The organism is Halopseudomonas bauzanensis (assembly GCF_900114735.1).
Lineage (GTDB): Bacteria > Pseudomonadota > Gammaproteobacteria > Pseudomonadales > Pseudomonadaceae > Halopseudomonas > Halopseudomonas bauzanensis.
On sequence record NZ_FOUA01000001.1, the window covers coordinates 221,028 to 244,634 of the forward strand.

Below are 23,607 nucleotides of genomic sequence, written 5' to 3' on the forward strand. Positions count from 1 at the left end.
ACAGCACAGAGCAAGCCAACCTGGGACGGTCGAGCACCAGCTCGACCAGCGGTGGTTCAGGTAACCTAGTTGTCGAGCTGGTGCTCGACAATCCCAGGTAACCTCTCCAACTACGCGGCTTGCGATGCGACACGGGCAGCCTCTAACATCAGGGCATTCCCCTCGCCTCCCGGATCAAGATGAAAGCCCCCGCCAAACGCCCGGCCTTCCTGCTGTTCTTCCCCCTGGCCGCTGTCCTGGCCGCTATCGTCGTGCCGTTGTCGGTCTGGGCTGCGCTACCGGGCAGTGGCTGGCCGCCGGGGCTGCTGGGTAGCGGTCATGGGCATGAGCTGATCTTTGGCTTCGCCCTGGCATTGATTGCCGGCTACACCCTTGGCAACCAGCCGCGACAAGTCCTCTACCCGCTGATCGGCCTATGGCTGGCCGCCCGCCTGGCCTGGTTGCTGATGCCGGAGAGCTGGCTCGCCCTGCTACTGTCCCCGACCTTCGCCCTGCTCCTGGCCTGGCACGTGGTGCCGCGATTCAACGCCGCGAAGAAGTGGCGCAACAAGATCACCGGCCCGCTGATCCTGACGATCTGCCTGCTGCCCATAGCCTGGCTGGGGCTGCTCATCGCCTGGCGTTACCGGCCCGAGTTGGCCTCTCAGCTGCCGCTGGATACCCAGCGCCTGCTGCATACCGGCGTACTCTGCCTATTGCTGCTGATGATGTTCATGGGTGGGCGCATTATCGCGCCGGCGGCGGCCGTCACTCTGGAGCGCCAGGGACGTGAGCCCAGGGCTCGGCTGCAGCCACATATGGAGTCGGCGCTGATCATCCTGTTGGGATTGGCTGTTTTGCCGCTGCTGCTGCCCTGGCTGAGCGACGCGGTCAGCTATCGCTGGTCTGGCCTCTGCCTGATTGCCGCCGGCGCGGTGCTGGCGGTGCGGTGTCTGCGCTGGGAATTGTGGCGCTGCGGCGAGCGGCCCGACCTGCTGGCCTTCGGCATCGGTTACGCCTGGCTGGCGCTCGGCAGTATTGCCAGCGGGGTTGCCTTTATCAATCAGCACGCCATCGCACCGGCATTACACCTGATCACCATCGGCGGGCTGGGCACCCTGTCCACCGGGGTGATGCTGCGGCTGTATTTCCAGCGCAGCAGTAAAACACCGCCGAGTACCGGCTGGGTCTGGAGCATTACCGGGTTGATCGCCATCGCCGCGGTACTGCGCTATTTCAGCGGCCCGGCGGCCTTTGCCCAGCCGCTGTTGCTAAGCCTGTCCGCGACCACCTGGGCGCTGGCGTACCTGGCCCTGACGGTGAAGATGCTCAGCCTGGGCCGCACCCTCTGACCCCGGTCACTCCGCAGCGCCAGGCGTTTCGGCGCGGGTCCACGTAGAGGTGCGGCCAAAAATAGGCGCGCCGACAAAACCACGCAATTTGAGCACGTCAGCCCCATCCAGGGTGATCTTGCCCTGGTAGGTCTTGCCGCTTTCCGGATCGTATACCTTGCCGTTGTCCCAGGTCTGGCCATCGCCGGTCGGCTGCATGTCCCACAGAATGCGCAAGCCCTGTACCGGGCGATCACGCAGGGTCTCATCGGGGTTGTGCTGATCAAGCTTGGGTTGTCCGCTGCTGTCCATCGGCTCGGCCAACCACACCAGCTCGCCACACAGCTTGTCGCCGCAGGGGCTGACTTCCACCTGTCCCTGATTATCTTCGGTATTCCATAACCCGACTGGCTGCGCCAGCGCCTGAGTTGAACCCAGCACTCCGGCAACCATGACGGACGCGCCCAGAATCTGCATTAGACCTTTCATGAATCGTTCCTTTGCTGTCGAACGGCCATTCTACGACAGGATGACCAGCCGGTTGGGCAACTCGTTGCGCTCATGGGTGGCCGGCACCGCCTGGCGCAACTCCGCACCACAGGCGTCGATGCAGACCAGAAAGCCCTCCAGCGTTTTGCCCTGGCGCACATGGGCGGTGAAGTCGGCAATGATCGACTCCCAGACGCTGTCATCGATCCGTTGGGAAATGCCCCGGTCCACCATGATTTCCACGTAGCGCTCGGCTTCGGAAACGAAGATCAGCATGCCCGTCGCATCGCTGGTGTGATGCAGCCCCAACTGAATGAACTGCCGGTGGGCCAGATTACATGCACGCCAGTGCCGCACCGAGCGCGGGATCAACCGGGTAGTCACGCCCGGCATGCGGAACACCAGCGCCAGCACGATGAAGGTCAGCCACTGCGTCAGCAACAGCCAGCCGCTGCTCAACCAACCGGTCAGCACCACAAGAATACCCGGCAGCAATAACGCCGCCAGCCCGGCCCACAGCAGTGGAATGTAATGGTAGTCATCCGCTTGCGCGGCCAGCACCGTCACCACCTCGGCATCGGTATGTTGCTCGATGCGGTCGATGGCTTCCGCGACCTGTTGCTGTTCATCCTGCGTCAAAAGTGTCATTGCCTGTCCCTTGTCTGCCTCACCAGCCACCCGACGCGCCGCCGCCACCAAAGCCGCCGCCACCGCCGCCGAAACCGCCACCGCCACCGCCCATGCCGCCACCGCGGCCCATACCACCGAGCAGAGCGCCGGCCAGCACTGCGCGACCGAAACGTCCCCGGCCACCACGACCACCGCCGATGAGAAACAGGATAATCATGAAAAAGAAGGTCAGCCCGCCGATCAGGGGCGCCGGAGGACGCTCACCCGTCGCCCCGGTCGACGAACGCAGCGGATCGCCGCCCAGCACCTGGATCATGGCTTCGGTGCCGGCAACGATCCCGCCTTCGAAGTCACCCCGGCGGAACGCCGGAGTCAGAATCTGGTTGATGATGATCGAGGACTGGGCGTCAGTCAGGCGCCCTTCCAGCCCGTAGCCCACCTCGATCCGCATGCGCCGGTCATCCCGGGCGACAATCAGCAGCGCGCCATTATCCTCGCCCTGCTGACCTATGCCCCACTCGCGGCCCAGTTGTACACCGAACTCCTCAATGCTGCGCCCCTGCAGATCGGGCACCGTGACCACCACCACCTGCTCGGTGGTAGCCTGCTCATGGCCGGCCAGCATCTGGGTCAATTGCGCTTCCACCGGCGCGCTGAGCAGCTCCGCCTGGTCAACCACCCGGCCAGTCAAGGTCGGCAGGGTCAGTTCCGCGGACGCCTGCTGAGCCGATGCCCCCGCAGCCCAGCACAGCAGCCCCAGCGCCAGCAGCCGGAACCACCTCATTCGAACTGCACCTGCGGCGCCTGCTCGGCGTTCTCCGTGGTGGCTTCGAAGTTCTCCCGGATCGGCATATCGCTGTACATCAGGCTATGCCAGATGCGGCCCGGGAAGGTGCGGATCTCGGTGTTGTATTGCTGCACCGCGCTGATGTAATCGCGGCGGGCCACGGCAATGCGGTTTTCCGTTCCTTCGAGCTGCGATTGCAGCGCCAGAAAGTTCTGGTTGGATTTGAGCTCAGGATAGCGCTCGGACACCGCCATCAACCGACTCAGCGCACCGGTCAGCTGCGCCTGGGCCTGTTCGAAGGCCTGCATTTTGGCCGGGTCATCCAGGTCATCCACCGACACCTGAATCGACGTCGCGCGCGCCCGCGCCTCGACTACTGCGGTTAACGTCTCCTGTTCCTGGCGGGCAAACCCCTTCACCGTTTCCACCAGGTTGGGGATCAGGTCGGCACGGCGCTGATACTGGTTCTCCACCTGCGCCCAGGCGGATTTCACCTGTTCGTCATAACGGGGAATATTGTTGATACCGCAGCCGGCAACCAGGCTGCTGAGCAGCAGCAGAACAGCTACCTGCCAGATACCGCGAAATGATGTAGAAACCATGTTCTTTTCCATCCATTGACGTTGTACAAGTGACATTCAGGCGATACGGGAGTTCAGCAGCGCCTCAGCCCGGTTTCACCACCCACTCTGGATCTTCGAACTCGCCGATGGGGCGGATCTCGCAGAAGGGGGCGGCGCTGTTGATGATCGCCGCCACCGTTGGATTATGACGCCCTTCCATCGCGTCCCGCTGCGCCTTGCTGTCCCAGCTGGCGATCGCAATCAGGGTATCAGGATCGCCGATCTTGCGATGCAGCTCGGTCCCGCGCGCACCCGGCGCCTGCTGGATGATTTCACTGGCCCGCACCCAGGCGTCGGCGTAGTCCTCGGCTTTGTGACCCTCTTTAATGTGAACCTCGAAAATGTATTTCATGCAGCCCCGCACTCCGGTCTGGCCAATGTCTTCCTCAGTCTAGGCCAAGAACGTCGAAAACTACCTGGAACATGCAAACCACCCGCTTGTCTGCTTTACTGAGCGTACTCAACTTTCAGAGGAAGGAGATTGACAATGGGCTGGATCGTATCCCTGATCATTGGCGGTATCGTTGGCTGGTTGGCCAGCATCATCATGAAAACCAACGCCCAGATGGGCATCATTGCCAACGTGCTGGTAGGTATCGTCGGTTCCTGGCTCGGCTTCTGGATCGCCGGCATGCTGGGCTTTGCCGAAGGCGGTTTGATCATCCGGCTTATCATCGCCATCGCCGGTGCAGTACTGCTCATCTTCATCCTCAGGGCGCTGGGCATTTTCAAACGAACCTGATCCCAACTCGCGCGCGGGCTCGGGCTTAACACCCAGCCCGCGCTCGCCTTTTGAGGTGTAGCGCCCTGGTCCGCAAACGGCTGCTACGCCTGCGGACCCGCGACAACCCAACCCATCCCCATCTGATGACCTGCCCCCGCCAAACAGGTACAATTGTCGGCTTTGACCCGTTTACCCAACAGAAGCCGAGTCCCATGTCCAGCAATGCCACTCCCCGCCAGATCCTCGTTACCAGCGCCCTGCCCTATGCCAACGGTTCGATCCATCTGGGGCATATGCTTGAATATATTCAGACCGACATCTGGGTACGCTTCCAGAAGCTGCGTGGCAACCAGTGCGTGTACGTCTGCGCTGATGACGCCCATGGCTCGGCGATCATGTTGCGGGCAGAGAAGGAAGGCATCACTCCCGAGCAATTGATCGACAACGTCAAGGCGGAACACACCGCCGACTTCGCCGACTTCCTGGTGGATTTCGACAATTATTACTCGACTCACTCGGAAGAAAACCGCGAACTGTCCGAGCTGATCTACAACCGGCTTAATGCCGCCGGCCACATCAATACCCGTTCGGTCACCCAGTATTTCGATCCGGAAAAGGGCATGTTCCTGGCCGATCGTTTCATCAAGGGTACCTGCCCCAAGTGCGCGGCCGAGGATCAGTACGGTGATAACTGCGAAAAGTGCGGCGCCACCTACGAGCCCACCGAGCTGAAGGACCCGCGCTCGGCTATCTCAGGCGCCACGCCGATTCTGAAGGACTCCAAGCACTTTTTCTTCGCCCTGCCTGATTTCCAGGACATGCTCAAGGAATGGACCCGCAGCGGCACGCTGCAGGACGCCGTGGCCAACAAGATCAACGAATGGCTGGAATCCGGCCTGCAGGAATGGGACATCAGCCGTGACGCGCCCTACTTCGGCTTCGAGATCCCCGGCGAGCCGGGCAAGTATTTCTATGTCTGGCTGGACGCCCCGGTCGGCTACATGGCCAGCTTCAAGAACCTCTGCGCCCGTCGTCCGGAGCTGGATTTCGACACCTTCTGGAGCAAGGATTCCACCGCCGAGCTGTACCACTTCATCGGCAAGGACATCATCAATTTCCACACCCTGTTCTGGCCCGCTATGCTTGAAGGCGCCGGCTTCCGCAAGCCGACGGCGGTGAACGTACACGGCTATCTCACCGTGAACGGCCAGAAGATGTCCAAGTCCCGCGGCACCTTCATCAAGGCGCGCACCTACCTGGATCATCTGTCGCCGGAATACCTGCGTTACTACTACGCCGCCAAGCTCGGCCGTGGCGTCGAGGACCTTGACCTGAACCTGGAAGACTTCGTGCAGAAGGTCAACTCCGACCTGGTCGGCAAGGTGGTCAACATCGCCAGCCGCTGCGCGGGTTTCATCCACAAGGGCAACGCCGGCGTGATGGTCGCGGCCAATCCGGCGCCGGAACTGACGGACGCCTTCATCAGCGCCACCCCCTCCATCGCCGAAGCCTACGAGAAGCGCGACTTCTCCCGCGCCATGCGCGAGATCATGGCCCTGGCCGACAAGGCCAACGCCTGGATCGCCGACAAGGCCCCCTGGGCGCTGAACAAGCAGGAAGGCAAGCAGGACGAAGTGCAGGCGATCTGCTCCCTGGGTATCAACCTGTTCCGCCAGTTGGTCATCCTGCTCAAGCCGGTACTGCCGACCCTGGCCGCCGATGCCGAAGCCTTTCTCAACGTAGAGCCGCTGTGCTGGGACGATCTGGGCAGCATGCTGGCCGACCATCAGCTGAACGCCTTCAAACCCCTGCTCACCCGCATCGAGCCCGCCAAGATCGAGGCCATGGTCGAGTCCTCCAAGGAAGACCTGGCCGCAGCCGCCACCGATACCGGCGCGGCACCGGCCGGCAATGGCGAGCTGGCAAAGGACCCGCTGGCGGACGAAATCGACTTCAACACCTTCGCCGCCGTGGACCTGCGCGTGGCGCTGATCGAGAAGGCGGAGTTTGTTGAAGGCGCGGACAAACTGCTGCGCCTGACACTGAACATCGGCGATGCCACCCGCAACGTGTTCTCCGGCATCAAGAGTGCTTATCCTGATCCGAGCAAGCTGGAGGGTCGACTGACCTTGTACGTGGCCAACCTGGCGGCGCGCAAGATGAAGTTCGGCGTGTCCGAGGGGATGGTGCTGGCTGCGGGGCCTGGCGGGGAGGAGATTTATCTGCTGAGTCCGGATGAAGGAGCCAAGCCGGGGCAGCGGGTGCGGTAAACGAGACCACCCATGACTGAATTCATCCTGATCCTGCTCAGCACCATCCTGGTGAACAACTTTGTGCTGGTGCAGTTTCTCGGGCTGTGTCCGTTCATGGGCGTGTCCGGCAAGCTGGAGACCGCGATCGGCATGTCCATGGCCACCACCTTCGTGCTTACCCTGGCTTCGATCCTCAGCTACCTGACCTACCAGTACATCCTGCTGCCCTTCGACCTGGAATTCCTGCGCACCATCTCCTTCATCCTGGTGATCGCCGTGGTCGTGCAGTTCACCGAGATGGTCGTACACAAGACCAGCCCCCTGCTCTACCGCGTACTGGGCATCTTCCTGCCGCTGATCACCACCAACTGCGCGGTACTGGGCGTGGCGCTGCTGATCACCAATCGCGCCGAGCAGACCTTCCTCAAGGCCGCCACCTACGGCCTCGGCGCGGCGTTGGGCTTTTCCATGGTGTTGATCCTGTTCGCCGGGCTGCGTGAGCGGCTGGCCATTGCCGACGTACCCGCGCCCTTTCGCGGCGCGGCCATCGGCATGATCACCGCCGGGCTCATGTCCCTGGCGTTCATGGGTTTCACCGGGCTGATCAGGATCTGAGTATGTCGATCATCCTTACCGCGGTAGTCATCCTGCTGATCCTGGCGCTGATCTTCGGCGCTCTGCTGGGCTATGCCGCGATCCGCTTCCGGGTCGAAGGTGATCCCATTGTCGAGCAGATCAACGCCCTGTTGCCCCAGACCCAGTGCGGCCAATGCGGGCACCCCGGCTGCAAGCCCTACGCCGAGGGCATCGCCAACGGCGAGCCGATCAATAAATGCCCGCCGGGCGGCGAAACCACCATCCAGGCCCTGGCCGATCTGCTCGATGTGGAAGCCCTGCCCCTGGATGGCGAGCACGGCGAAGAAAAGCCGCGCACGGTTGCTTTTATCCGCGAGGCCGAATGCATCGGCTGCACCAAATGCATCCAGGCCTGCCCAGTGGATGCCATCCTCGGTGCGGCCAAACACATGCATACCGTTATCGTCGATGAATGCACCGGTTGCGACCTGTGCGTCGAGCCCTGTCCGGTGGATTGCATCGACATGCTGCCCATCGCCGTCACCCCGCAGAATTGGGGCTGGGACTTCCCGCGCCCGGCGCACCAACTGATTGCCACCGATGCCCAGCGAGGCGCTGCCTGATGACTGCCCAACCGCGCATCTGGGATATCCCCGGCGGTATCCATCCGCCGCAAAATAAGCACCAATCCACCGCCCGCGGCCTGGAGCAGATGCCCCTGCCCGCCCGGCTGGTGCTACCCCTGTTGCAGCACATCGGCAACCGGGCCGTGCCCGTGGTGCAGATCGGCGAGCGGGTGCTCAAGGGCCAGCTGATTGCCGAGGCCAACGGCCCGCTCAGTTGCCCGGTGCACGCACCCACTTCCGGCATCGTCCGCGCCATCGAACCCGCGCCCTACCCGCACGCCTCGGGCCTGGCCGAATTGGCAATCATCCTGGAAAGCGACGGGCAGGATGAGTGGACCGAACTCCGACCGCTGCTGGACTACCGTGATGAACAGCCCCTCAACCTGCTCGACCGCATCCGCGCAGCCGGCATCAGCGGCCTGGGCGGCGCGGGCTTTCCCACCGCGGTAAAACTGGCATCGCGTCCGGATCACCACATCGACACGCTGATCATCAACGGCACCGAGTGCGAGCCCTATATCACCGCCGATGACATGACCATGCGCCACCGGGCGCCGCAGATCGTCGCCGGGATCGAAGTGCTGATGCATATCCTCAAGCCCGATCAGGTGCTGATTGGCATCGAGGACAACAAGCCGGAGGCCATCGCCGCCATGCGCGAAGCGGTGGGCGAGCGGCCGATGCAGGTGGTGGTCATCCCCACCAAATACCCTTCCGGCGGGGAAAAACAGCTGATCCAGATTCTCACCGGCAAGGAAGTACCCAGCGGCGGCCTGCCGGCGGATATCGGTATTCTCTGCCAGAACGTCGGTACAGCGCTGGCGGTGCACGATGCGGTGCTGCTCGGTCGTCCGCTGATCAGCCGCATTACCACGCTCACCGGCGCCGCATTGGAACGTCCGACCAACGTCGAGGCGCTGATCGGCACACCGATAGCCGACCTCCTGGCCTTCGCCGGCCTGCGCCAGAATCGGTTGTACCGCCTGGTCATGGGCGGCCCTATGATGGGCTTCACCCTGCTCGACAGCAGCGCGCCCATCATCAAGACCAGCAACTGCCTGCTGGCCGGCACTATCGAGGAGTTGCCTCCGCCACCGCCAGCGCTGCCCTGCATCCGCTGCGGTCTGTGTGCCGAAGCCTGCCCGGCGGAGCTGTTGCCCCAGCAACTGCACTGGTTTGCCATAGGCAAGGATTACGAGCAGCTGCAGCGCCAGAACCTGTTCGATTGCATCGAGTGCGGCGCCTGCGCCTACGTCTGCCCCAGCAGCATTCCGCTGGTGCAGTACTTCCGCGCCGGCAAGGCGGAAATTCGCGGCATCGAGCTGCAACAGAGCCGCGCCGAACACTCCCGGCAACGCTTCGAGCAGCGCCAGGAACGCCTGGAGCGCGAGGCCGAGCAGCGGGAACTGGAGCGCCAGGCCCGCGCCGAGAAGGCCGCTCGCGCCAAGGCTGCCCGGGAAGCACAGGCGGCCCAGCAGCAGACCGAGCAAAGCGAACAAGCCACGGAGCCCAAGCCCGCCGAGCCGGATCTGGCGCGCATCCAATCGCGCAAGGTCACCACACTGAGCGCCGAGCAGAAGCAGCTGAAAATCGCCGCCGCCACCGCCCGCATGGCCCTGCAACGGGCGCAGAAGCAGTTGGCCGCCAACCCGGACAACGCCGACCTGCAAGCGCAGATCCCCACCCTGGAGCAGGCCTTCACCCAGGCGCAACAGGCGTTCGATGCGCAGATGTCCGACCAGGAGAAGCAATAATGGCGGCCCCCATGAGTTCGCCCCACGCCCAGGGCAGCAACCGCACCCGCACCATCATGCTGCAGGTGCTGGGCGCGACCGCGCCGGGCATCGCGCTGATGACCTGGTTCTTCGGCTGGGGCACGCTGATCAATATCCTGCTGGCCAGCACCTGCGCCATTGGTTTCGAAGCCGCCATCCTGCGCCTGCGCCGTCGCCCGATCGGCTTCTATCTCAACGACGGCAGCGCCCTGGTCACCGCCTGGCTGCTGGCCCTGGCCCTGCCGCCCTATGCGCCCTGGTGGCTGGTACTGGTGGCTATCGGCTTTGCCATCACCTTCGGCAAGCATCTGTATGGCGGTCTCGGCCAGAACCCGTTCAACCCCGCCATGCTCGGCTATGCCATGGTGCTGGTGTCCTTCCCCATGGAGATGACCAGTTGGCCGGTGTGGCGCGGCATCGAGCAATTGCAGCCGGCCTTCGCGCCCACTCTCGGATTGATGGAAGGACTGCAGCGCGTGTTCATGCCCGGCAGCCTGCCGGCGGACGGCTGGGCTACCGCCACCGCCCTGGATCTGCTGAAGAACAACAGCGCGCTGACCATGGCGGAGTTGCAGCAAGCACAGCCGGCCTTCGGTAGCATGGCCGGTCGCGCCTGGGAGTGGGTCGCCCTCGCCTATCTGGCCGGCGGCCTGTATCTGCTCTACAAGCGCATCTACAGCTGGCACGCCCCGGTGGGTATGCTCGGCGCGCTGGCGGTGATGAGCCTGCTGTTCTGGAACGGTTCCGGCTCAGGCTCCAACGGCTCACCGCTGTTTCATCTGCTCGGCGGCGCTACCATCCTCGGCGCCTTCTTCATCGCCACCGACCCGGTCACCAGCGCCACCAGCAACCGCGGACGGCTGGTATTCGGCATCGGCATCGGCGTTCTGGTCTATGTGATTCGCGTGTGGGGCAACTATCCCGATGCGGTGGCCTTCGCCGTGCTGCTGATGAACCTCTGCGCACCGACTATCGACTACTACACCACCCCGCGCACCTACGGCCACCGCAAGGCCAAGCGCGGCCTGGGCAAGGGAGCGGAATGACATGGATTCTGTGACGACGCCCAGCCGCTCGGTACTGCGCAACAGCCTGATTCTCGGCCTGTTCGCCATCTTCACCGTCGGCCTGATTGCCGTGATCCAGCAGGGTACCGAGCAACGGATCATCGCCGAACAACAGCGCATGCAGATGCGCGCACTGAATGAGATACTGCCTGACGACCAGCATGACAACGAACTGCTGGACGATGCTTTCAGTATCGATGATCGCACCCATCTGGGCCTGCCCGGCCCCGCCACCGCCTGGCGTGCTCGCCAGGGCGGCCAGGTGTCGGCAGTAATCCTGCCGGTGGTGACCATGGACGGCTACAGTGGCCGCATTGACCTGCTGGTGGGTATTCGCGCCGATGGCGAGCTGGCCGGCGTGCGCGTGGCCAACCATCGGGAAACCCCCGGCCTGGGCGACAAGCTGGAACTGGCCAAGGCTGACTGGATTCTCAGCTTCAATGGCAAGAGCCTGACCATGCCCGCGCCCGAGGGTTGGGCGGTGCGCAAGGACGGTGGCGACTTCGACCAGTTCACCGGCGCCACCATCACCCCGCGCGCCGTGGTGCAGGCGGTACACAAGGCGCTCATTTATTTCAGCGAGCACCGCGACACCCTGCTGCAATTGACGTCAGAGGAGCCTGCCCATGGCTGACAAGAAGCTGTCCGAACTGACCGCCGATGGCCTATGGCATAACAACCCCGGGCTGGTACAGCTGCTCGGTCTATGCCCGTTGCTCGGCGTCAGCAGCACCGCGGTCAATGCCCTGGGCCTGGGCATCGCCACCATTCTGGTGTTAGTCAGCTCCAATGTTGCCGTATCGCTGATCCGCAGCGCCGTGACGGACGCCGTGCGCCTGCCCGCCTTCGTCATGATCATCGCCTCGGTCACCACCTGCATCGAGCTGCTGATGCAGGCCTATACCTATGAGCTGTTCCTGATTCTCGGCATCTTCATTCCGCTGATCGTCACCAACTGCGTCATCCTCGGCCGCGCCGACGGCTTCGCCGCGAAGAACCCGCTGCTGCCCTCCGCCGTGGACGGTTTCATGATGGGCCTGGGCTTCGCCCTGGTATTGCTGGTGCTGGGCATGCTGCGCGAATTGCTCGGTCAAGGCACGCTGTTCGCCGACATGCACCTGCTGCTCGGCCCAATGGCTGCCGACTGGACCCTGGTGGTCTTCCCCAATTACAAGGAAGTGCTGTTCGTCATTCTGCCGCCCGGCGCCTTCCTGGTCATGGGGCTGCTGATTGCCCTGAAGAATGTCATCGATGCACAGATCAAGGCCCGTGCCGCGACCCGCGACAGTGCGCCCGTCGCTGCCGGCAGCAAGCGCGTGCGCGTTACCGGAACCATCAACTGATCATGAATAAAGAAAAACGCTACGAAATCTTCCGCCGCCTGCGCGAAGACAACCCCCACCCGACCACCGAGCTGAATTTCAACTCGCCCTTCGAATTGTTGATCGCTGTCATCCTCTCGGCCCAGGCTACCGATGTGGGCGTCAACAAGGCCACCGACAAGCTGTTTCCGGTGGCGAATACCCCCGAGGCCATCTATGCCCTGGGTGTCGACGGCCTGTCCGAATACATCAAGACCATCGGCCTGTTCAACAGCAAGGCCAGGAACGTCATCGAGACCTGCCGCCTGCTGATCGAACTGCACGGCAGTCAGGTACCGGACAACCGCGAAGCCCTCGAAGCGCTGCCCGGCGTCGGTCGCAAAACCGCCAACGTGGTGCTCAACACCGCTTTCGGTCATCCGGTCATGGCCGTGGACACGCATATCTTCCGTGTCAGCAACCGCACCAACATCGCCCCCGGCAAGACAGTGCTGGAAGTCGAGAAGAAACTCATGCGCCATGTGCCCAAGGAATTTCTGATCGACGCGCATCACTGGCTGATTCTCCATGGCCGCTACGTATGCCGCGCCCGGACCCCGCAGTGCGGTAGCTGCCGCATCGAAGACCTGTGCGAATACAAGCACAAGACATCAGATTGACACCAGCTTGACTTTTCATCTCGCCCATAAAAAAAATCTATTTCCGCTTCCCTGAGACTCCCGCTATAAGGTGCGCAAATGGCATCTTCAATAGCGGAGTGGAGTTATGGCCAAAGCGAAAAGCGATATTGAACTGGACGAAGACGACTTCAGCGTCGAGGATGATGTCGCCCCTGAAACCGATAATGACAACAGCAAGGCAAGCTTGACCAAGCGCCGCCAGATCGATAACTATCTGGAAGAACGCCGCCTGCAAAAGCAACTGTCCGATTACGATTTCGACCTCGATTGATCTGATTGAAACGGTCGATCAGCCCGATTGACAAAGTTATGTTCTGAATTGTGCGTGGTGCACTTAAAATTGCGGAAACAGCAATGATTCCCATTTATGGTGCACCATGACCAAAACCCTTACCTTCGCAGTAATGCATTTCACCATCGCCTTCGGTGTAGTCTACGCCATCACCGGCAGCGTTCTGCTTGGCGGAGCGGTGGCGCTGATCGAACCGACGCTCAATACCGTCGCCTTCCACTTCCATGAGAAAGTCTGGCAACGTGTAGAACGCCGCCGCATCGTTCAACCCAACCTCCCCCCGGTTTTCCGCGCCTGACAAACTTCCGCCCCTCTTCGCGGGCAAGCCCGCTCCCACAGAAAAACCAGTTACCGGAGAGCCCCATTAGGAGCTACCTTCTGTGGAAGCAACATGGAGTTCCGGCCAGAAAGGAACTAAATGCAATCAACTTGGGTATAGTTCATCAAGCCAACCGGGAATGTGCTCATGAATCGATACCTGCTGTTTTGCCTTATCCTGTTTCCCCTGCTGGGTAACCTTGCCCAGGCAGATGATAATTTCACCTACCCCGTGGACAACGCCTTCCTGGCGACCATTGCGGGTACGCCTTCGGCTCTCGCCGCGCCGGTGCCTGCGGAAGGGGATGTTCGCCAGACCGACCTCGCCGTCACCGTGATTCCCGAACGTTATCTGCCACCGGTGCTGTCTCGCTATCGGCAACTGCATTACCGCCTGGCCTGGCAGGACAAGCCCGCCCCGTTGGTATTTCTCATCGCCGGCACCGGCTCTGGCTACAGCAGCCCCAACCTGGACTACCTGAAGCGCGTCTTCTGGCAGGCAGGCATGCACGTTATCGTATTGTCCTCTCCCACCAATCACGACTTCATCGCCGCCGCCTCACGCAGCGGCCTGCCGGGTCTGGGGCTGAGTGATGCCCGCGACCTGCATACTGCCATGTCCATTGCCGCCGAACATGCCCGCAACAAGAAGGGCCTGGAAATCACCGAATACCGCCTGGCCGGTTTCAGTCTCGGCGCACTCAACGCCGCCTTCGTTGCCCATCTCGATGAAGAGCTCCAGCAATTCGATTTCACCCGCACCCTGTTACTCAACCCACCGGTCGATCTTTACGCCTCGATCAATCGCCTGGACGCCCTGGCGCGCACCCAAATTGACGGCGTCAGCAGCGGCAACAGCTTCTTCGAGCATATCTTCGAGAAGCTCGCGCGCCACTTCGAGAGCGGCATAACCGACATCGAAAGCAGCCTGTTCGCGGATATTCAGCGGTCCGACAATGCCCTGACCGACCCGGAACTGGCCATGCTGATCGGCGCAGTATTCCGCTTCGCTGCCGCCGACCTGAATTTCATGGCCGACCTCATCACCGAGGGCGGGCTCTATTCCCCGCCGCACGAAGAGCTCAGGGTCAGTACCTCGTTGACGCCTTATCTGCGCCGGGCGCTGTTCTGCGACTTCGGTTGTTATCTGGAAACCCAGCTGTGGCCGGTCTGGAGCAGCAACAAAAAAGGCAAGACCATGGAAGACATGGCCTGGGAAACCAGCCTTTACAGCATTGAGCCGTTTCTCCGGACCAACCCGGATATCGCGGTGCTGACCAATGCCGACGACTTCATCCTGACCGAGGAAAACTATCACTTCCTCGCCGACACCTTCGGCGAGCGCGCCTTCTTGTATCCCCGCGGCGGCCACGGCGGCAATCTGCGACACCGGGATGTGGTTCTGCAGATGTTGAAATTCATGGGAGGGAACGCACAATGATCCGACTCAGCCCCAGCCTGCTCGTCGCCGGCACCCTGCTGACCAGCCTGGCAGTACACGCACAGACTACCGAGACCGAGGGCAGCCGCAACATGCTCGAACGCGCCGGCGTTGCAACTCAGGCGCAAACTGCCAATGCCGTCCCCCCATACCGTGACGCACTCGATGGCCTGACCATCGATACCGAAGGCACTAATTACCAGTTCGAGCGCTCCAGCCTGGATGCGCTGAAAATCCACGACCCCATCGAAGGCTTCAACCGTCGAGTGTATCGTTTCAATGGTCAGTTCGATGAGTACGTTTATCTGCCAGTGGTAGACGCCTATGAGTGGGCCACACCGCGCTTCGTACGCACCGGCGTATCCAACGTCTTCGCCAACCTCGCCGACGTGCCCAACCTGGCCAACAGCCTGGCCCAGGGCAAACTCAAGAAAGGCGCGCGCACCACCGCTCGGCTGCTGTTCAATACGACCCTCGGCGTACTCGGCCTGTTCGACGTCGCCAAGGCCATGGGCCTGCCCCAGGAATCGGAAGACTTTGGCCAGACCCTGGGTTTCTACGGCGTCCCTACCGGGCCCTACCTGGTCCTGCCCCTGCTCGGCCCCTCCACCCTGCGTGACACCGCCGGCAAAGCAGTGGATTGGTCCATCGAAGACGCCGCCGCATACCTCGACAACCGCCGCTACATGAACCAGCACCCCTGGTCATACGGCCTCTACGCCGTCAACCTGCGCTACATCAACGGCTTCCGCTACGGCTCGCTGGACAGCCCGTTCGAGTATGATCAGGTTCGGTATTTCTACATCAAATTGCGGGAATTGCAGATTCGGCGGTAGGCAAACGCAGCAAGCCCGAGTTTTATTGTAGGAGCGGCGCCCCGCCGCGCGCCTGGGAGCATCGAGTTACCCTCGACCCTAAGAACGCAGGCCCCCTGGGACGGTCGAGCACCAGCTCGACCAAACGTCTCCGGCAACGGTCGAGCGAGTGCTCGACCATCCCAGGAAAACCATCCAGTGCCTCAAACCCGGAAGATAATATGCTCTTCCCAGTCATCATCAGCCACACTTCCCTCAGCTATCATTCGCCCGGCCTGGGAAATGCCTGATTTGTGAACGGCATCCCGATCACCACACACCAGATGATGCCACGGCGGCAGATCCTCACCCTCGGCTACCAGCCGATAGGCGCACGTCGGCGGCAGCCAGGCGAATTCTTCCGCCGTCGCCGGGGTCAGTTGCACGCAATCGGGCACATGCTTGCGCCGGTTCGCATAATCGCTGCACCGGCAGCTGTTCAGGTCCAGCAGCTTGCACGCCACCCGTGTGTAATAGATCGACGCCGCATCATCCTCGTCCTCCAGCTTCTGCAGGCAACACAGCCCACAGCCATCGCACAGGGATTCCCACTCCTGCTGGTCCATCTGCTCCAGCGTCTTGCGCTTCCAGAAAGCCGACACTCGCTGCGCCATGGTCAGCCCTCCTCGCCCAGAGCATCTGCCAGCCAGTCCAGCAGCTGACTCAAACTGAACGGCCAATCCAGCTCCGCCCCGGTATCCTCACGACGCAGCACCGGAATCCGCAGCTCATACCGCGCCAGCAACTCCGGCGACTCGACGATATCCACCTGCCGCACGACAATGCCGTTACCCTCCAGCGGACGGGTCAGGTGCAGGCATTCCTCGCACAGATGGCAGGCGGTGGTTCCAAACAGGGTCAACACAGTCATGGCAATTCCGAAAACAGGCGGGACAGTGCGCATTCTACCCCGGAACGAAGACCGGCTGAATGGCTCCGCGCCCTTGGCAGCCCAGCGGCGTTGTCACATACTCGACTGCTCTGATTGGAGGCTCTATGGATTGGCAAACACTGTTGTGTCGCGAACGGCTGGGCAAGCCCGTCGCCAGCGCCGAAGAACTCGGGCGCACCCCCTTCCACAAGGATCACGACCGGGTGATCTTCTCCGGCGCCTTCCGCCGCCTGGGCAAGAAGACTCAGGTACATCCGGTATCCAGCAATGACCACATCCACACACGTCTCACCCACAGCCTGGAGGTCAGCTGCGTAGGCCGTTCCCTGGGGATGCGCGTCGGTGAGATGCTGCGCGACGAACTGCCGGACTGGTGCGCTCCCGCCGACCTGGGCGTGATCATCCAGGCCGCCTGCCTGGCCCATGACATCGGCAATCCACCCTTTGGCCATTCGGGCGAAGATGCCATCCGCCACTGGTTCCACAAGGCCGCGCGGCAGGGTTGGCTCGACCCGTTGAGCGATACCCAGCGCCTGGACTTTCTCAACTTCGAGGGCAATGCCCAGGGCTTTCGCGTACTCACCGAGCTGGAATATCACCAGTTCGACGGCGGCATGCGTCTGACCTATGCCACCCTCGGTGCCTATCTGAAGTACCCCTGGACGTCGCAACACGCTGACAACCATGGCTACAAGAAGCACAAATTCGGCTGCTATCAGGCTGAATACCCGCGGCTGGTGCAGATCACCGACAAGCTGGGCCTGCCCCTGCAGAGCGACCAATGCTGGGCCCGCAGCCCGCTGGTCTATCTGGTCGAGGCCGCTGATGATATCTGCTACGCGCTGATTGATCTGGAAGACGGCATGGAAATGGAGCTGCTCAGCTACAGCGAAGTGGAGCGCCTGTTACTGGACCTGGTCGGTGACGACCTGCCGGAAACCTACCGCCAACTCGGCCCCCGCGACTCTACCCGGCGCAAACTCGCAATCCTGCGCGGCAAGGCTATCGAGCATCTGGTCAATGCCGCTGCCGAGACATTCATCGAACAGCAACCTGCCCTGCTATCCGGCACCTTGCCGGGCGACCTGGTAAGCCATATGCCCGAAGCCGCCCAGCGCTGCGTGCTCGAAGCCAAAAGCATCGCCCGCCACAAGATATTCCAGGACAAGCGCAAGACCCTCCATGAAATCGGTGCCTACAGCACCCTGGAGACATTGCTTGAAGCGTTCTGCGGCGCAGTCAATGAGCAGCAGTCAGGCCAGAACCTGAGCTTCAAGCACAGACGGATTCTGGATCTGCTGGGCAATAATGCCCCGAGGGAAGATTGGGATCTGTACGCCAGTTATATGCGCGTCATTGACTTCATTGCCGGCATGACAGATCTGTATGCGGCGGATATGGCTGCCAGGATCAGAGGCATCAACCCAGGTTGATACCCGGACAAGGCCAGCGGGCTTCCCCTGGGAGTGTCAAGCACCAGCTTGACACAGGCGCACCCGTCACCTCCGCAGTCGAGCTAGTGCTCGACCATCCCAGGGTTCACCCCCGGACATCCCGAGTCGCCCCCCTGGGAGTGTCAAGCACCAGCTTGACACAGGCGTACCCGCCACCTCCGCGGTCGAGCTAGTGCTCGACCATCCCAGGGTCCAGCCCCGGACATCCCGAGTCGCCCCCCTGGGAGTGTCAAGCACCAGCTTGACACAGCTGTACCCGTCACCTCCGCGGTCGAGCTAGTGCTCGACCATCCCAGGGTTCAATCCCCGCGACTGGGCGACAACAGCTCGATCTTGTACCCGTCCGGGTCTTCAACAAAGGCCAGAATGCTCGCACCGTGCAGCATCGGGCCGGCTTCACGCACCACCTTGCCGCCACTCGCACGGATCTGCTCACAAGCCTTGTACACGTCATTCACCTCAATGGCGATGTGCCCATAGCCAGTACCCAGGTCATAGCTGGCGGTATCCCAGTTATGGGTCAGTTCCAGCACCGAGTTCTCCGCCTCATTGCCAAACCCGACAAAAGCCAGAGTAAAACGCCCCTCCGGATAATCCTTGCGACGCAGCAGGGTCATCCCCAGCACTTCGGTATAAAACGCAATGGACTTATCCAGATCGCCCACACGGAGCATGGTATGCAATAAGCGCATGCTGATTCTCCTCAGGTTGGTTATCACGGCAGCAGCCTGCCCGGTGCCAACACAAAGGTTAGCACCGGGCGGTTACTTTAGGATGATGGCGCAACTGATCAGATCAGCTTGCGACCCTTGTTGGCAGCAATGCGCAGACGCAGTGCATTCAGCTTGATGAAGCCCGCCGCGTCGGCCTGATCATAGGCACCGGCATCGTCTTCGAAGGTGGCGATATTGGCATCAAACAGCGAATCATCGGACTTGCGACCGACCACGATCACATTGCCCTTGTAGAGCTTCAACCGCACCACACCGTTCACGCTCAGCTGGGAGGCATCGATCATCTCCTGCAGCATCACGCGCTCCGGGCTCCACCAGAAGCCGTTGTAGATCAGCTCGGCGTACTTGGGCATCAGGCTGTCCTTCAGGTGGGCAACCTCACGGTCCAGAGTGATCGACTCGATGGCGCGGTGGCCCTTGAGCATGATGGTGCCGCCAGGGGTTTCGTAGCAGCCGCGGGACTTCATGCCCACGAAGCGGTTCTCGACGATATCGAGACGACCAATACCATTCTCGCCACCCACCTTGTTCAGATAGGCCAGCACCTCAGCCGGAGTCATTTCCTTACCGTCGATGGCAACGATATCGCCTTTGCGGTAGCTCAGCTCGATGTAGGTAGCCACATCCGGCGCTGCCTCGGGCGACTTGGTCCAGCGCCACATGTCTTCTTCATGCTCGGCCCAGGTATCCTCCAGCACACCGCCCTCATAGGAGATGTGCAGCAGGTTGGCGTCCATCGAGTACGGCGACTTCTTCTTGCCGTGGCGCTCGATCGGAATGTCATGCTTGGCGGCGTAATCCATCAGTTTCTCGCGGGACAGCAGATCCCACTCACGCCAGGGCGCAATCACCTTCACACCCGGCTTCAGCGCATAAGCGCCCAGCTCGAAACGCACCTGGTCGTTACCCTTGCCGGTGGCGCCATGGGAAATGGCATCAGCACCGGTCTCATTGGCGATCTCGATCAAGCGCTTGGCGATCAGCGGACGGGCAATGGAGGTACCGAGCAGGTATTCACCTTCGTAAACGGTATTGGCGCGGAACATCGGGAATACGAAGTCACGCACAAACTCTTCGCGCAGATCATCAATGTAAATCTCCTTCACGCCCATCGCCTGGGCCTTGGCGCGCGCCGGCTCGACTTCCTCGCCCTGCCCCAGGTCAGCGGTGAACGTGACCACTTCGCAACCGTAGGTATCTTCCAGCCACTTGAGGATTACCGAGGTATCCAGACCGCCGGAATAGGCCAGGACGACTTTTTTTACATCAGTCATTACGCGCTCCATTGATGAAGGTTACCGGCGCAGCGAAGGGCACCAGCCAAAGGCAGTCATTCTACCGTTCGGGACGGAGTATTTACAGGGGCTGACCAACAAAGGGCACGACCGGCAAGCCCAATACACCTACAGGAAACATCAATATTGTGGGAGGCGCCACATCACCAGCCGGCAAACACCAATCACTCGCGCTCCAGCCGCAGCGTCACCCGCCGATTCTTCGCCCGCCCCTCGGCACTGCTGTTGGCCACCACCGGATACCGCTCACCGTGAAAACGGTTAATGAACAGCTCTTCATCCACACCGCGCTCGACCAGATAACCCTGCACCGCCAACACCCGCTGCCGCGACAGCTCCCGGTTGAGCAAGCGATCTCCGCTGGCGTCCGAGTGCCCATCCAGCAGAATCCGACTTACCTCCGGGTCCGCCTCGATATAGGCCAGCGCCGCATCCAGCATCTGCCGCGCCCGTGCATCCAGCCCTGCACCACCGGAAGGAAAGCCAATCGCACTGCGGGAAATCTGATCGATATTCATTGGCAGCAGCCCACTGGCACAGGCCTGAAACTCATCCCACGCCTGCCGGTAACCGACGCTGGAAACCACCACCGTGATCTGCCCCGCATCGCTGATGCTGCCGCGTTGAATGGTCGGCTGCAACCCGGCCGACAGCCCCGCCAGCATCTGCCCCGCCTGCTGATAGGGCAAGCGCAGCACCGTCGGTCCATTATTGATGGTGCCGGACCCCACCAGCTGTGCCGCCGTGCCCGGCCGCCACGGCGGTGCATCATTGAACAACTGCGCCGGCCCCGGCCGCATCAGATTGCTCCAGGCCGACAACTCGAACACCGGTCGCTCCCCCGCCCGCCGCACAAACATCGCCTCCCCGTAACCATCGACCTTCTGGCTGAGACGACACTCGAACTTATCCCCATCCACCGTCCACGCCACATTCTCCATGCGAGTCTGGAAAGTCAGGGCCTGGGCAGGCAAGGCAATACCCAGCAACAGGGCGAGGAAAAGGCGTGGCAAAAGGAAAGCTCCCGCATCAACGGCTACAGGAACCACATCGGCGGGAGATGGGGAAACTTTAGATTATCGCAGCGGCTTGCAGACAGACTCTCACCTCATTGATTAGCGGAACATCCATTACCGCCGGTCAAACACCTCATCAAGCGTCCGCGCATCGAGAATGTTATCGGCCCAGCGCTCAAGGTCGACCGAATCAGCCTGCTGCAGGCGCTGCAGAATAGCCTCATCCAGGGGCCCGAAGCGGCGGGTGAGTTGGCGGGCCAACATGCTGACCTCGCCTTCCTGGCGTCCCTTCTGCATCCCCTTCTCTATGCCTTTCTCCAAACCCTCATTCAACAAACGCTCTGTCAAACCGACCATTTTGGAGTTCTCCTGCGGGTACCGCGCTTGATATTCGTGCATTTGATTATCGTCCAAGGCTGTGTAGATGTCGATGAAGTCCAAATACTTGCGTTGCTTCTCAGGATCAGGCTCCAATGTGAACAGGCCACGGGTGGCGTACGCGTAGATATCCACCTTCCGGTCTGCAGGCCATTGCATATTCGGCAGGTTCAACCGTGCCACCAGATTCGAGCTGTTCAAATATGGGTTGGCGTCGAGGTTTGCCAAATCGCACTTCAGGTAATTGAAGCTCAAGTAGGTGAGAGTGTCGCCGCCCAGTACCAGCGTTTCCGGAATCTTCTGGGCTGCGCGCAGAAAGATAGCCACAGGCACAACCCGGTTGGTCTTGAACATCTCAGACAACTCCAGGCAATACTGCGCCAATCTGTGAATGGAAAACCGCGCCGGGTTGGTTTCTTCCTCCAGCACGAACAGTAGTGCATCACGCCTGCCATCTGGCCATTCCACCAGCAGCGGTACATCCAACTCGTGGAAACGATCGCCCAAGCGGCTTTTTAACTGTTCTTGGCGAATCGGCGTAATGCGTACACCCGGGCCCAGATGCACGGCTTCCGCCGCGGCAAAAAACTCCAGCGCCTGCTGCGGGTAATCGAGGATCAGGTTCTTGAAATTCTGATCGTGACTGGTGGGACCTGACATAGGCGGACCGCTTCAATTAACTGGACATATACCCAGTATCAAGAAGAGCAACCCCAACGGCAAACCGAACAACCAGAAATGTGATGGAATCGAAAAATACGCTTTTCAGGTTGTCGTGCCCCGCTGGAGTGCGACGACAAAGGTTCAAACCCCAGGCGTAGCGCCCGTGCGCTACACCCCGAAACCCGCCCACCTCCTCGCAGTATGCGGATTGTCGCGCGCCTGCGCGACGACAAACCCCAGAAACAACAAAGCCGCTGCCTGCAAAAGCAGAGCAGCGGCTCAGGGGGCTACTACCTTAGATGGAGAACGCTAAATCACACCAACTCCTCCTGCTTGGCGTGTTGCTGGTACAGCAAATCAACGATGGTGAGTTCAACCGGTCAGTGCAACTATTTCGTTTAGTTTCTCAGCTGGTGATAAGTATCTCAACGTTTTCCGTGGGCGTTGATTCAATCGCAAGGCTATTTCATCCAGCTGCGCTTGTGTCCATCCTGATAAGTCTGCGCCCTTGGGGAAATACTGGCGCAGCAAACGGTTGGTGTTCTCGTTGCTGCCTCTCTGCCAAGGGCTCTGGGGGTCACAGAAGTAGACCTGAACGTCAGTGGCTACAGTAAATTTTTTGTGGCCACCTAATTCGCCGCCTCGATCCCAGGTTAACGTCTTTTTCAGAGCTGCAGGCAGTTTGTTAACCTCTCTGCAGAGAGCGGACACAACGCTCTCTGTATCTTTTCCGTTGACCTGTACGAGCATTGTGAATCGCGACTGGCGCTCCACCAGTGTGGCAATATGCGAGTTCTTAGAGCCCGAGATCAAGTCACCTTCCCAGTGGCCGGGTACTGCACGATCTTCTACTTCAGGCGGACGCTCCCGAATAGAGATGGCATCAACGATACTTGTCTTTCGCTCCGTCGCCTCTGTGGTCGAATGCTTTGACCTTCGCATCCCTCGCCGAGAACGCAGGTGCTTTACCAGCTCTTTTTTCAGCACACCTCTGGCCTGGACAAATAAGCTGCGGTAAATGGTTTCGTGGGATATCTGCATCGCTGAATCGTCCGGGAATTGGCGCTGAAGCCAACCTGATATTTGTTCAGGCGACCAGTCTAGCTGAAGCTTCTTCGCTACAATTTGCTGAAGCACTTGGTTTTCAGCCAGCAAACACTGTTTGGGCCGCTTCGCTTGATCCCATGCTCTTTTATCTGCGGTGTTTGCACGATATTTTGTGCGACCACCGTTACGACCAACCTCCCGGCTTACTGTCGAAACGGATCGGTCAATCAATTTGGCTATGTGCCGCAGCGAAAGCCCGGCAGACAATCCCCGCGAAATCTCTTCTCGCTCCGACAGAGAAAGAACGAGATCGGACCGCGTCCGATTTGGAGGCAAGATACCACCATGAATGGCCCTGTGTG

General features: G+C 61.0%; 25 protein-coding genes and 2 pseudogenes. 15 read left to right on the forward strand and 12 right to left on the reverse strand.

What is annotated here, in order from left to right; genetic code table 11:
- Positions 1–179 precede the first annotated feature (179 nt).
- Positions 180–1,331 (forward strand): NnrS family protein, encoded by a 1,152-nt coding sequence (locus tag BM267_RS01035; protein WP_074778400.1) that lies wholly within the window; start codon positions 180–182, stop codon positions 1,329–1,331.
- Between the two features lie 6 nt (positions 1,332–1,337).
- Here the strand turns inward: BM267_RS01035 and BM267_RS01040 are convergent, their stop codons facing one another.
- The 5 genes from BM267_RS01040 to BM267_RS01060 form a co-directional block, all read right to left on the reverse strand.
- The gene (locus tag BM267_RS01040) at positions 1,338–1,799 is read right to left on the reverse strand and encodes a DUF2147 domain-containing protein (RefSeq protein WP_074778398.1); all 462 of its coding nucleotides are present in this window, start codon (positions 1,797–1,799) and stop codon (positions 1,338–1,340) included.
- A 30-nt stretch (positions 1,800–1,829) separates the two neighbouring features.
- Positions 1,830–2,447 (reverse strand): TPM domain-containing protein, encoded by a 618-nt coding sequence (locus BM267_RS01045; RefSeq protein ID WP_074778396.1) that lies wholly within the window; start codon positions 2,445–2,447, stop codon positions 1,830–1,832.
- 19 nt (positions 2,448–2,466) lie between these two features.
- Positions 2,467–3,213 carry a TPM domain-containing protein gene (locus tag BM267_RS01050; protein WP_036989537.1) on the reverse strand — a complete coding sequence of 249 codons (747 nt, stop codon included), beginning with the start codon at positions 3,211–3,213 and terminating at the stop codon, positions 2,467–2,469.
- A complete protein-coding gene (locus tag BM267_RS01055) occupies positions 3,210–3,818 on the reverse strand; it encodes a LemA family protein (RefSeq protein ID WP_074778394.1) in 609 nt (202 codons plus the stop codon). The genes BM267_RS01050 and BM267_RS01055 overlap by 4 nt, the downstream gene beginning before the upstream one ends.
- 64 nt (positions 3,819–3,882) lie before the next feature.
- Complete coding sequence (locus BM267_RS01060) at positions 3,883–4,191, reverse strand: antibiotic biosynthesis monooxygenase family protein (RefSeq protein ID WP_074778392.1); 309 nt, start codon at positions 4,189–4,191, stop codon at positions 3,883–3,885.
- Positions 4,192–4,326: 135 nt separating this feature from the next.
- Between BM267_RS01060 and BM267_RS01065 the strand changes: the two genes are divergently transcribed.
- From BM267_RS01065 to BM267_RS01125, 13 genes and pseudogenes are all read left to right on the forward strand, one after another.
- Entirely contained in the window at positions 4,327–4,581 is a 255-nt protein-coding gene (locus BM267_RS01065; RefSeq protein WP_036989534.1) for a GlsB/YeaQ/YmgE family stress response membrane protein, read from the forward strand.
- Between the two features lie 194 nt (positions 4,582–4,775).
- Positions 4,776–6,833, forward strand: a complete 2,058-nt coding sequence (gene metG, locus BM267_RS01070; protein WP_074778390.1) for a methionine--tRNA ligase — start codon at positions 4,776–4,778, stop codon at positions 6,831–6,833.
- A gap of 12 nt (positions 6,834–6,845) precedes the next feature.
- The gene (gene rsxA / locus BM267_RS01075) at positions 6,846–7,430 is read left to right on the forward strand and encodes an electron transport complex subunit RsxA (protein WP_074778388.1); all 585 of its coding nucleotides are present in this window, start codon (positions 6,846–6,848) and stop codon (positions 7,428–7,430) included.
- Positions 7,431–7,432: 2 nt separating this feature from the next.
- A complete protein-coding gene (rsxB, locus tag BM267_RS01080; RefSeq protein ID WP_074778386.1) occupies positions 7,433–8,014 on the forward strand; it encodes an electron transport complex subunit RsxB in 582 nt (193 codons plus the stop codon).
- Positions 8,014–9,756 (forward strand): annotated as a pseudogene (rsxC, locus tag BM267_RS01085) (electron transport complex subunit RsxC); the annotation flags it as partial. The gene rsxB and the pseudogene rsxC, both read left to right, overlap by 1 nt.
- Before the next feature lie 14 nt (positions 9,757–9,770).
- Positions 9,771–10,838, forward strand: coding sequence for an electron transport complex subunit RsxD (rsxD, locus tag BM267_RS01090; RefSeq protein WP_074778382.1), 1,068 nt, complete (start codon positions 9,771–9,773; stop codon positions 10,836–10,838).
- Between the two features lies 1 nt (position 10,839).
- The gene (gene rsxG / locus BM267_RS01095; RefSeq protein WP_036989529.1) at positions 10,840–11,493 is read left to right on the forward strand and encodes an electron transport complex subunit RsxG; all 654 of its coding nucleotides are present in this window, start codon (positions 10,840–10,842) and stop codon (positions 11,491–11,493) included.
- Complete coding sequence (locus BM267_RS01100; RefSeq protein WP_036989528.1) at positions 11,486–12,202, forward strand: electron transport complex subunit E; 717 nt, start codon at positions 11,486–11,488, stop codon at positions 12,200–12,202. The genes rsxG and BM267_RS01100 overlap by 8 nt, the downstream gene beginning before the upstream one ends.
- 2 nt (positions 12,203–12,204) lie before the next feature.
- Positions 12,205–12,840 (forward strand): endonuclease III, encoded by a 636-nt coding sequence (gene nth, locus BM267_RS01105; protein WP_036989526.1) that lies wholly within the window; start codon positions 12,205–12,207, stop codon positions 12,838–12,840.
- A gap of 106 nt (positions 12,841–12,946) precedes the next feature.
- Entirely contained in the window at positions 12,947–13,132 is a 186-nt protein-coding gene (locus BM267_RS01110; protein WP_036989525.1) for a PA3496 family putative envelope integrity protein, read from the forward strand.
- 106 nt (positions 13,133–13,238) lie between these two features.
- Positions 13,239–13,451, forward strand: coding sequence for a DUF2061 domain-containing protein (locus BM267_RS01115; RefSeq protein WP_036989524.1), 213 nt, complete (start codon positions 13,239–13,241; stop codon positions 13,449–13,451).
- Between the two features lie 168 nt (positions 13,452–13,619).
- The gene (locus BM267_RS01120) at positions 13,620–14,912 is read left to right on the forward strand and encodes a hypothetical protein (RefSeq protein ID WP_074778380.1); all 1,293 of its coding nucleotides are present in this window, start codon (positions 13,620–13,622) and stop codon (positions 14,910–14,912) included.
- Positions 14,909–15,748, forward strand: coding sequence for an MlaA family lipoprotein (locus BM267_RS01125; protein WP_235818235.1), 840 nt, complete (start codon positions 14,909–14,911; stop codon positions 15,746–15,748). Before BM267_RS01120 ends, BM267_RS01125 begins: the two co-directional genes overlap by 4 nt.
- Positions 15,749–15,930: 182 nt before the next feature.
- Here BM267_RS01125 and BM267_RS01130 read toward each other — a convergent pair whose 3' ends face one another.
- Positions 15,931–16,380, reverse strand: a complete 450-nt coding sequence (locus BM267_RS01130; protein ID WP_036989521.1) for a YcgN family cysteine cluster protein — start codon at positions 16,378–16,380, stop codon at positions 15,931–15,933.
- 2 nt (positions 16,381–16,382) lie between these two features.
- Complete coding sequence (locus BM267_RS01135) at positions 16,383–16,637, reverse strand: glutaredoxin family protein (protein WP_036989520.1); 255 nt, start codon at positions 16,635–16,637, stop codon at positions 16,383–16,385.
- Between the two features lie 125 nt (positions 16,638–16,762).
- On the opposite strand from BM267_RS01135, the gene BM267_RS01140 reads away from it, so the two are divergent.
- Positions 16,763–18,091 (forward strand): deoxyguanosinetriphosphate triphosphohydrolase, encoded by a 1,329-nt coding sequence (locus BM267_RS01140; RefSeq protein ID WP_074778378.1) that lies wholly within the window; start codon positions 16,763–16,765, stop codon positions 18,089–18,091.
- Between the two features lie 320 nt (positions 18,092–18,411).
- Here BM267_RS01140 and gloA read toward each other — a convergent pair whose 3' ends face one another.
- From gloA to BM267_RS01165, 5 genes and pseudogenes are all read right to left on the reverse strand, one after another.
- Complete coding sequence (gene gloA, locus BM267_RS01145) at positions 18,412–18,804, reverse strand: lactoylglutathione lyase (RefSeq protein WP_036989518.1); 393 nt, start codon at positions 18,802–18,804, stop codon at positions 18,412–18,414.
- Between the two features lie 98 nt (positions 18,805–18,902).
- A complete protein-coding gene (locus BM267_RS01150; RefSeq protein WP_036989517.1) occupies positions 18,903–20,120 on the reverse strand; it encodes an argininosuccinate synthase in 1,218 nt (405 codons plus the stop codon).
- Between the two features lie 185 nt (positions 20,121–20,305).
- Positions 20,306–21,154 carry a flagellar protein MotY gene (locus BM267_RS01155; RefSeq protein ID WP_074778376.1) on the reverse strand — a complete coding sequence of 283 codons (849 nt, stop codon included), beginning with the start codon at positions 21,152–21,154 and terminating at the stop codon, positions 20,306–20,308.
- A gap of 117 nt (positions 21,155–21,271) precedes the next feature.
- Positions 21,272–22,195 (reverse strand): DUF4351 domain-containing protein, encoded by a 924-nt coding sequence (locus BM267_RS01160; RefSeq protein ID WP_074778374.1) that lies wholly within the window; start codon positions 22,193–22,195, stop codon positions 21,272–21,274.
- A 375-nt stretch (positions 22,196–22,570) separates the two neighbouring features.
- Positions 22,571–23,590: pseudogene (locus BM267_RS01165) on the reverse strand (IS30 family transposase); the annotation flags it as partial.
- Positions 23,591–23,607: the final 17 nt, after the last annotated feature.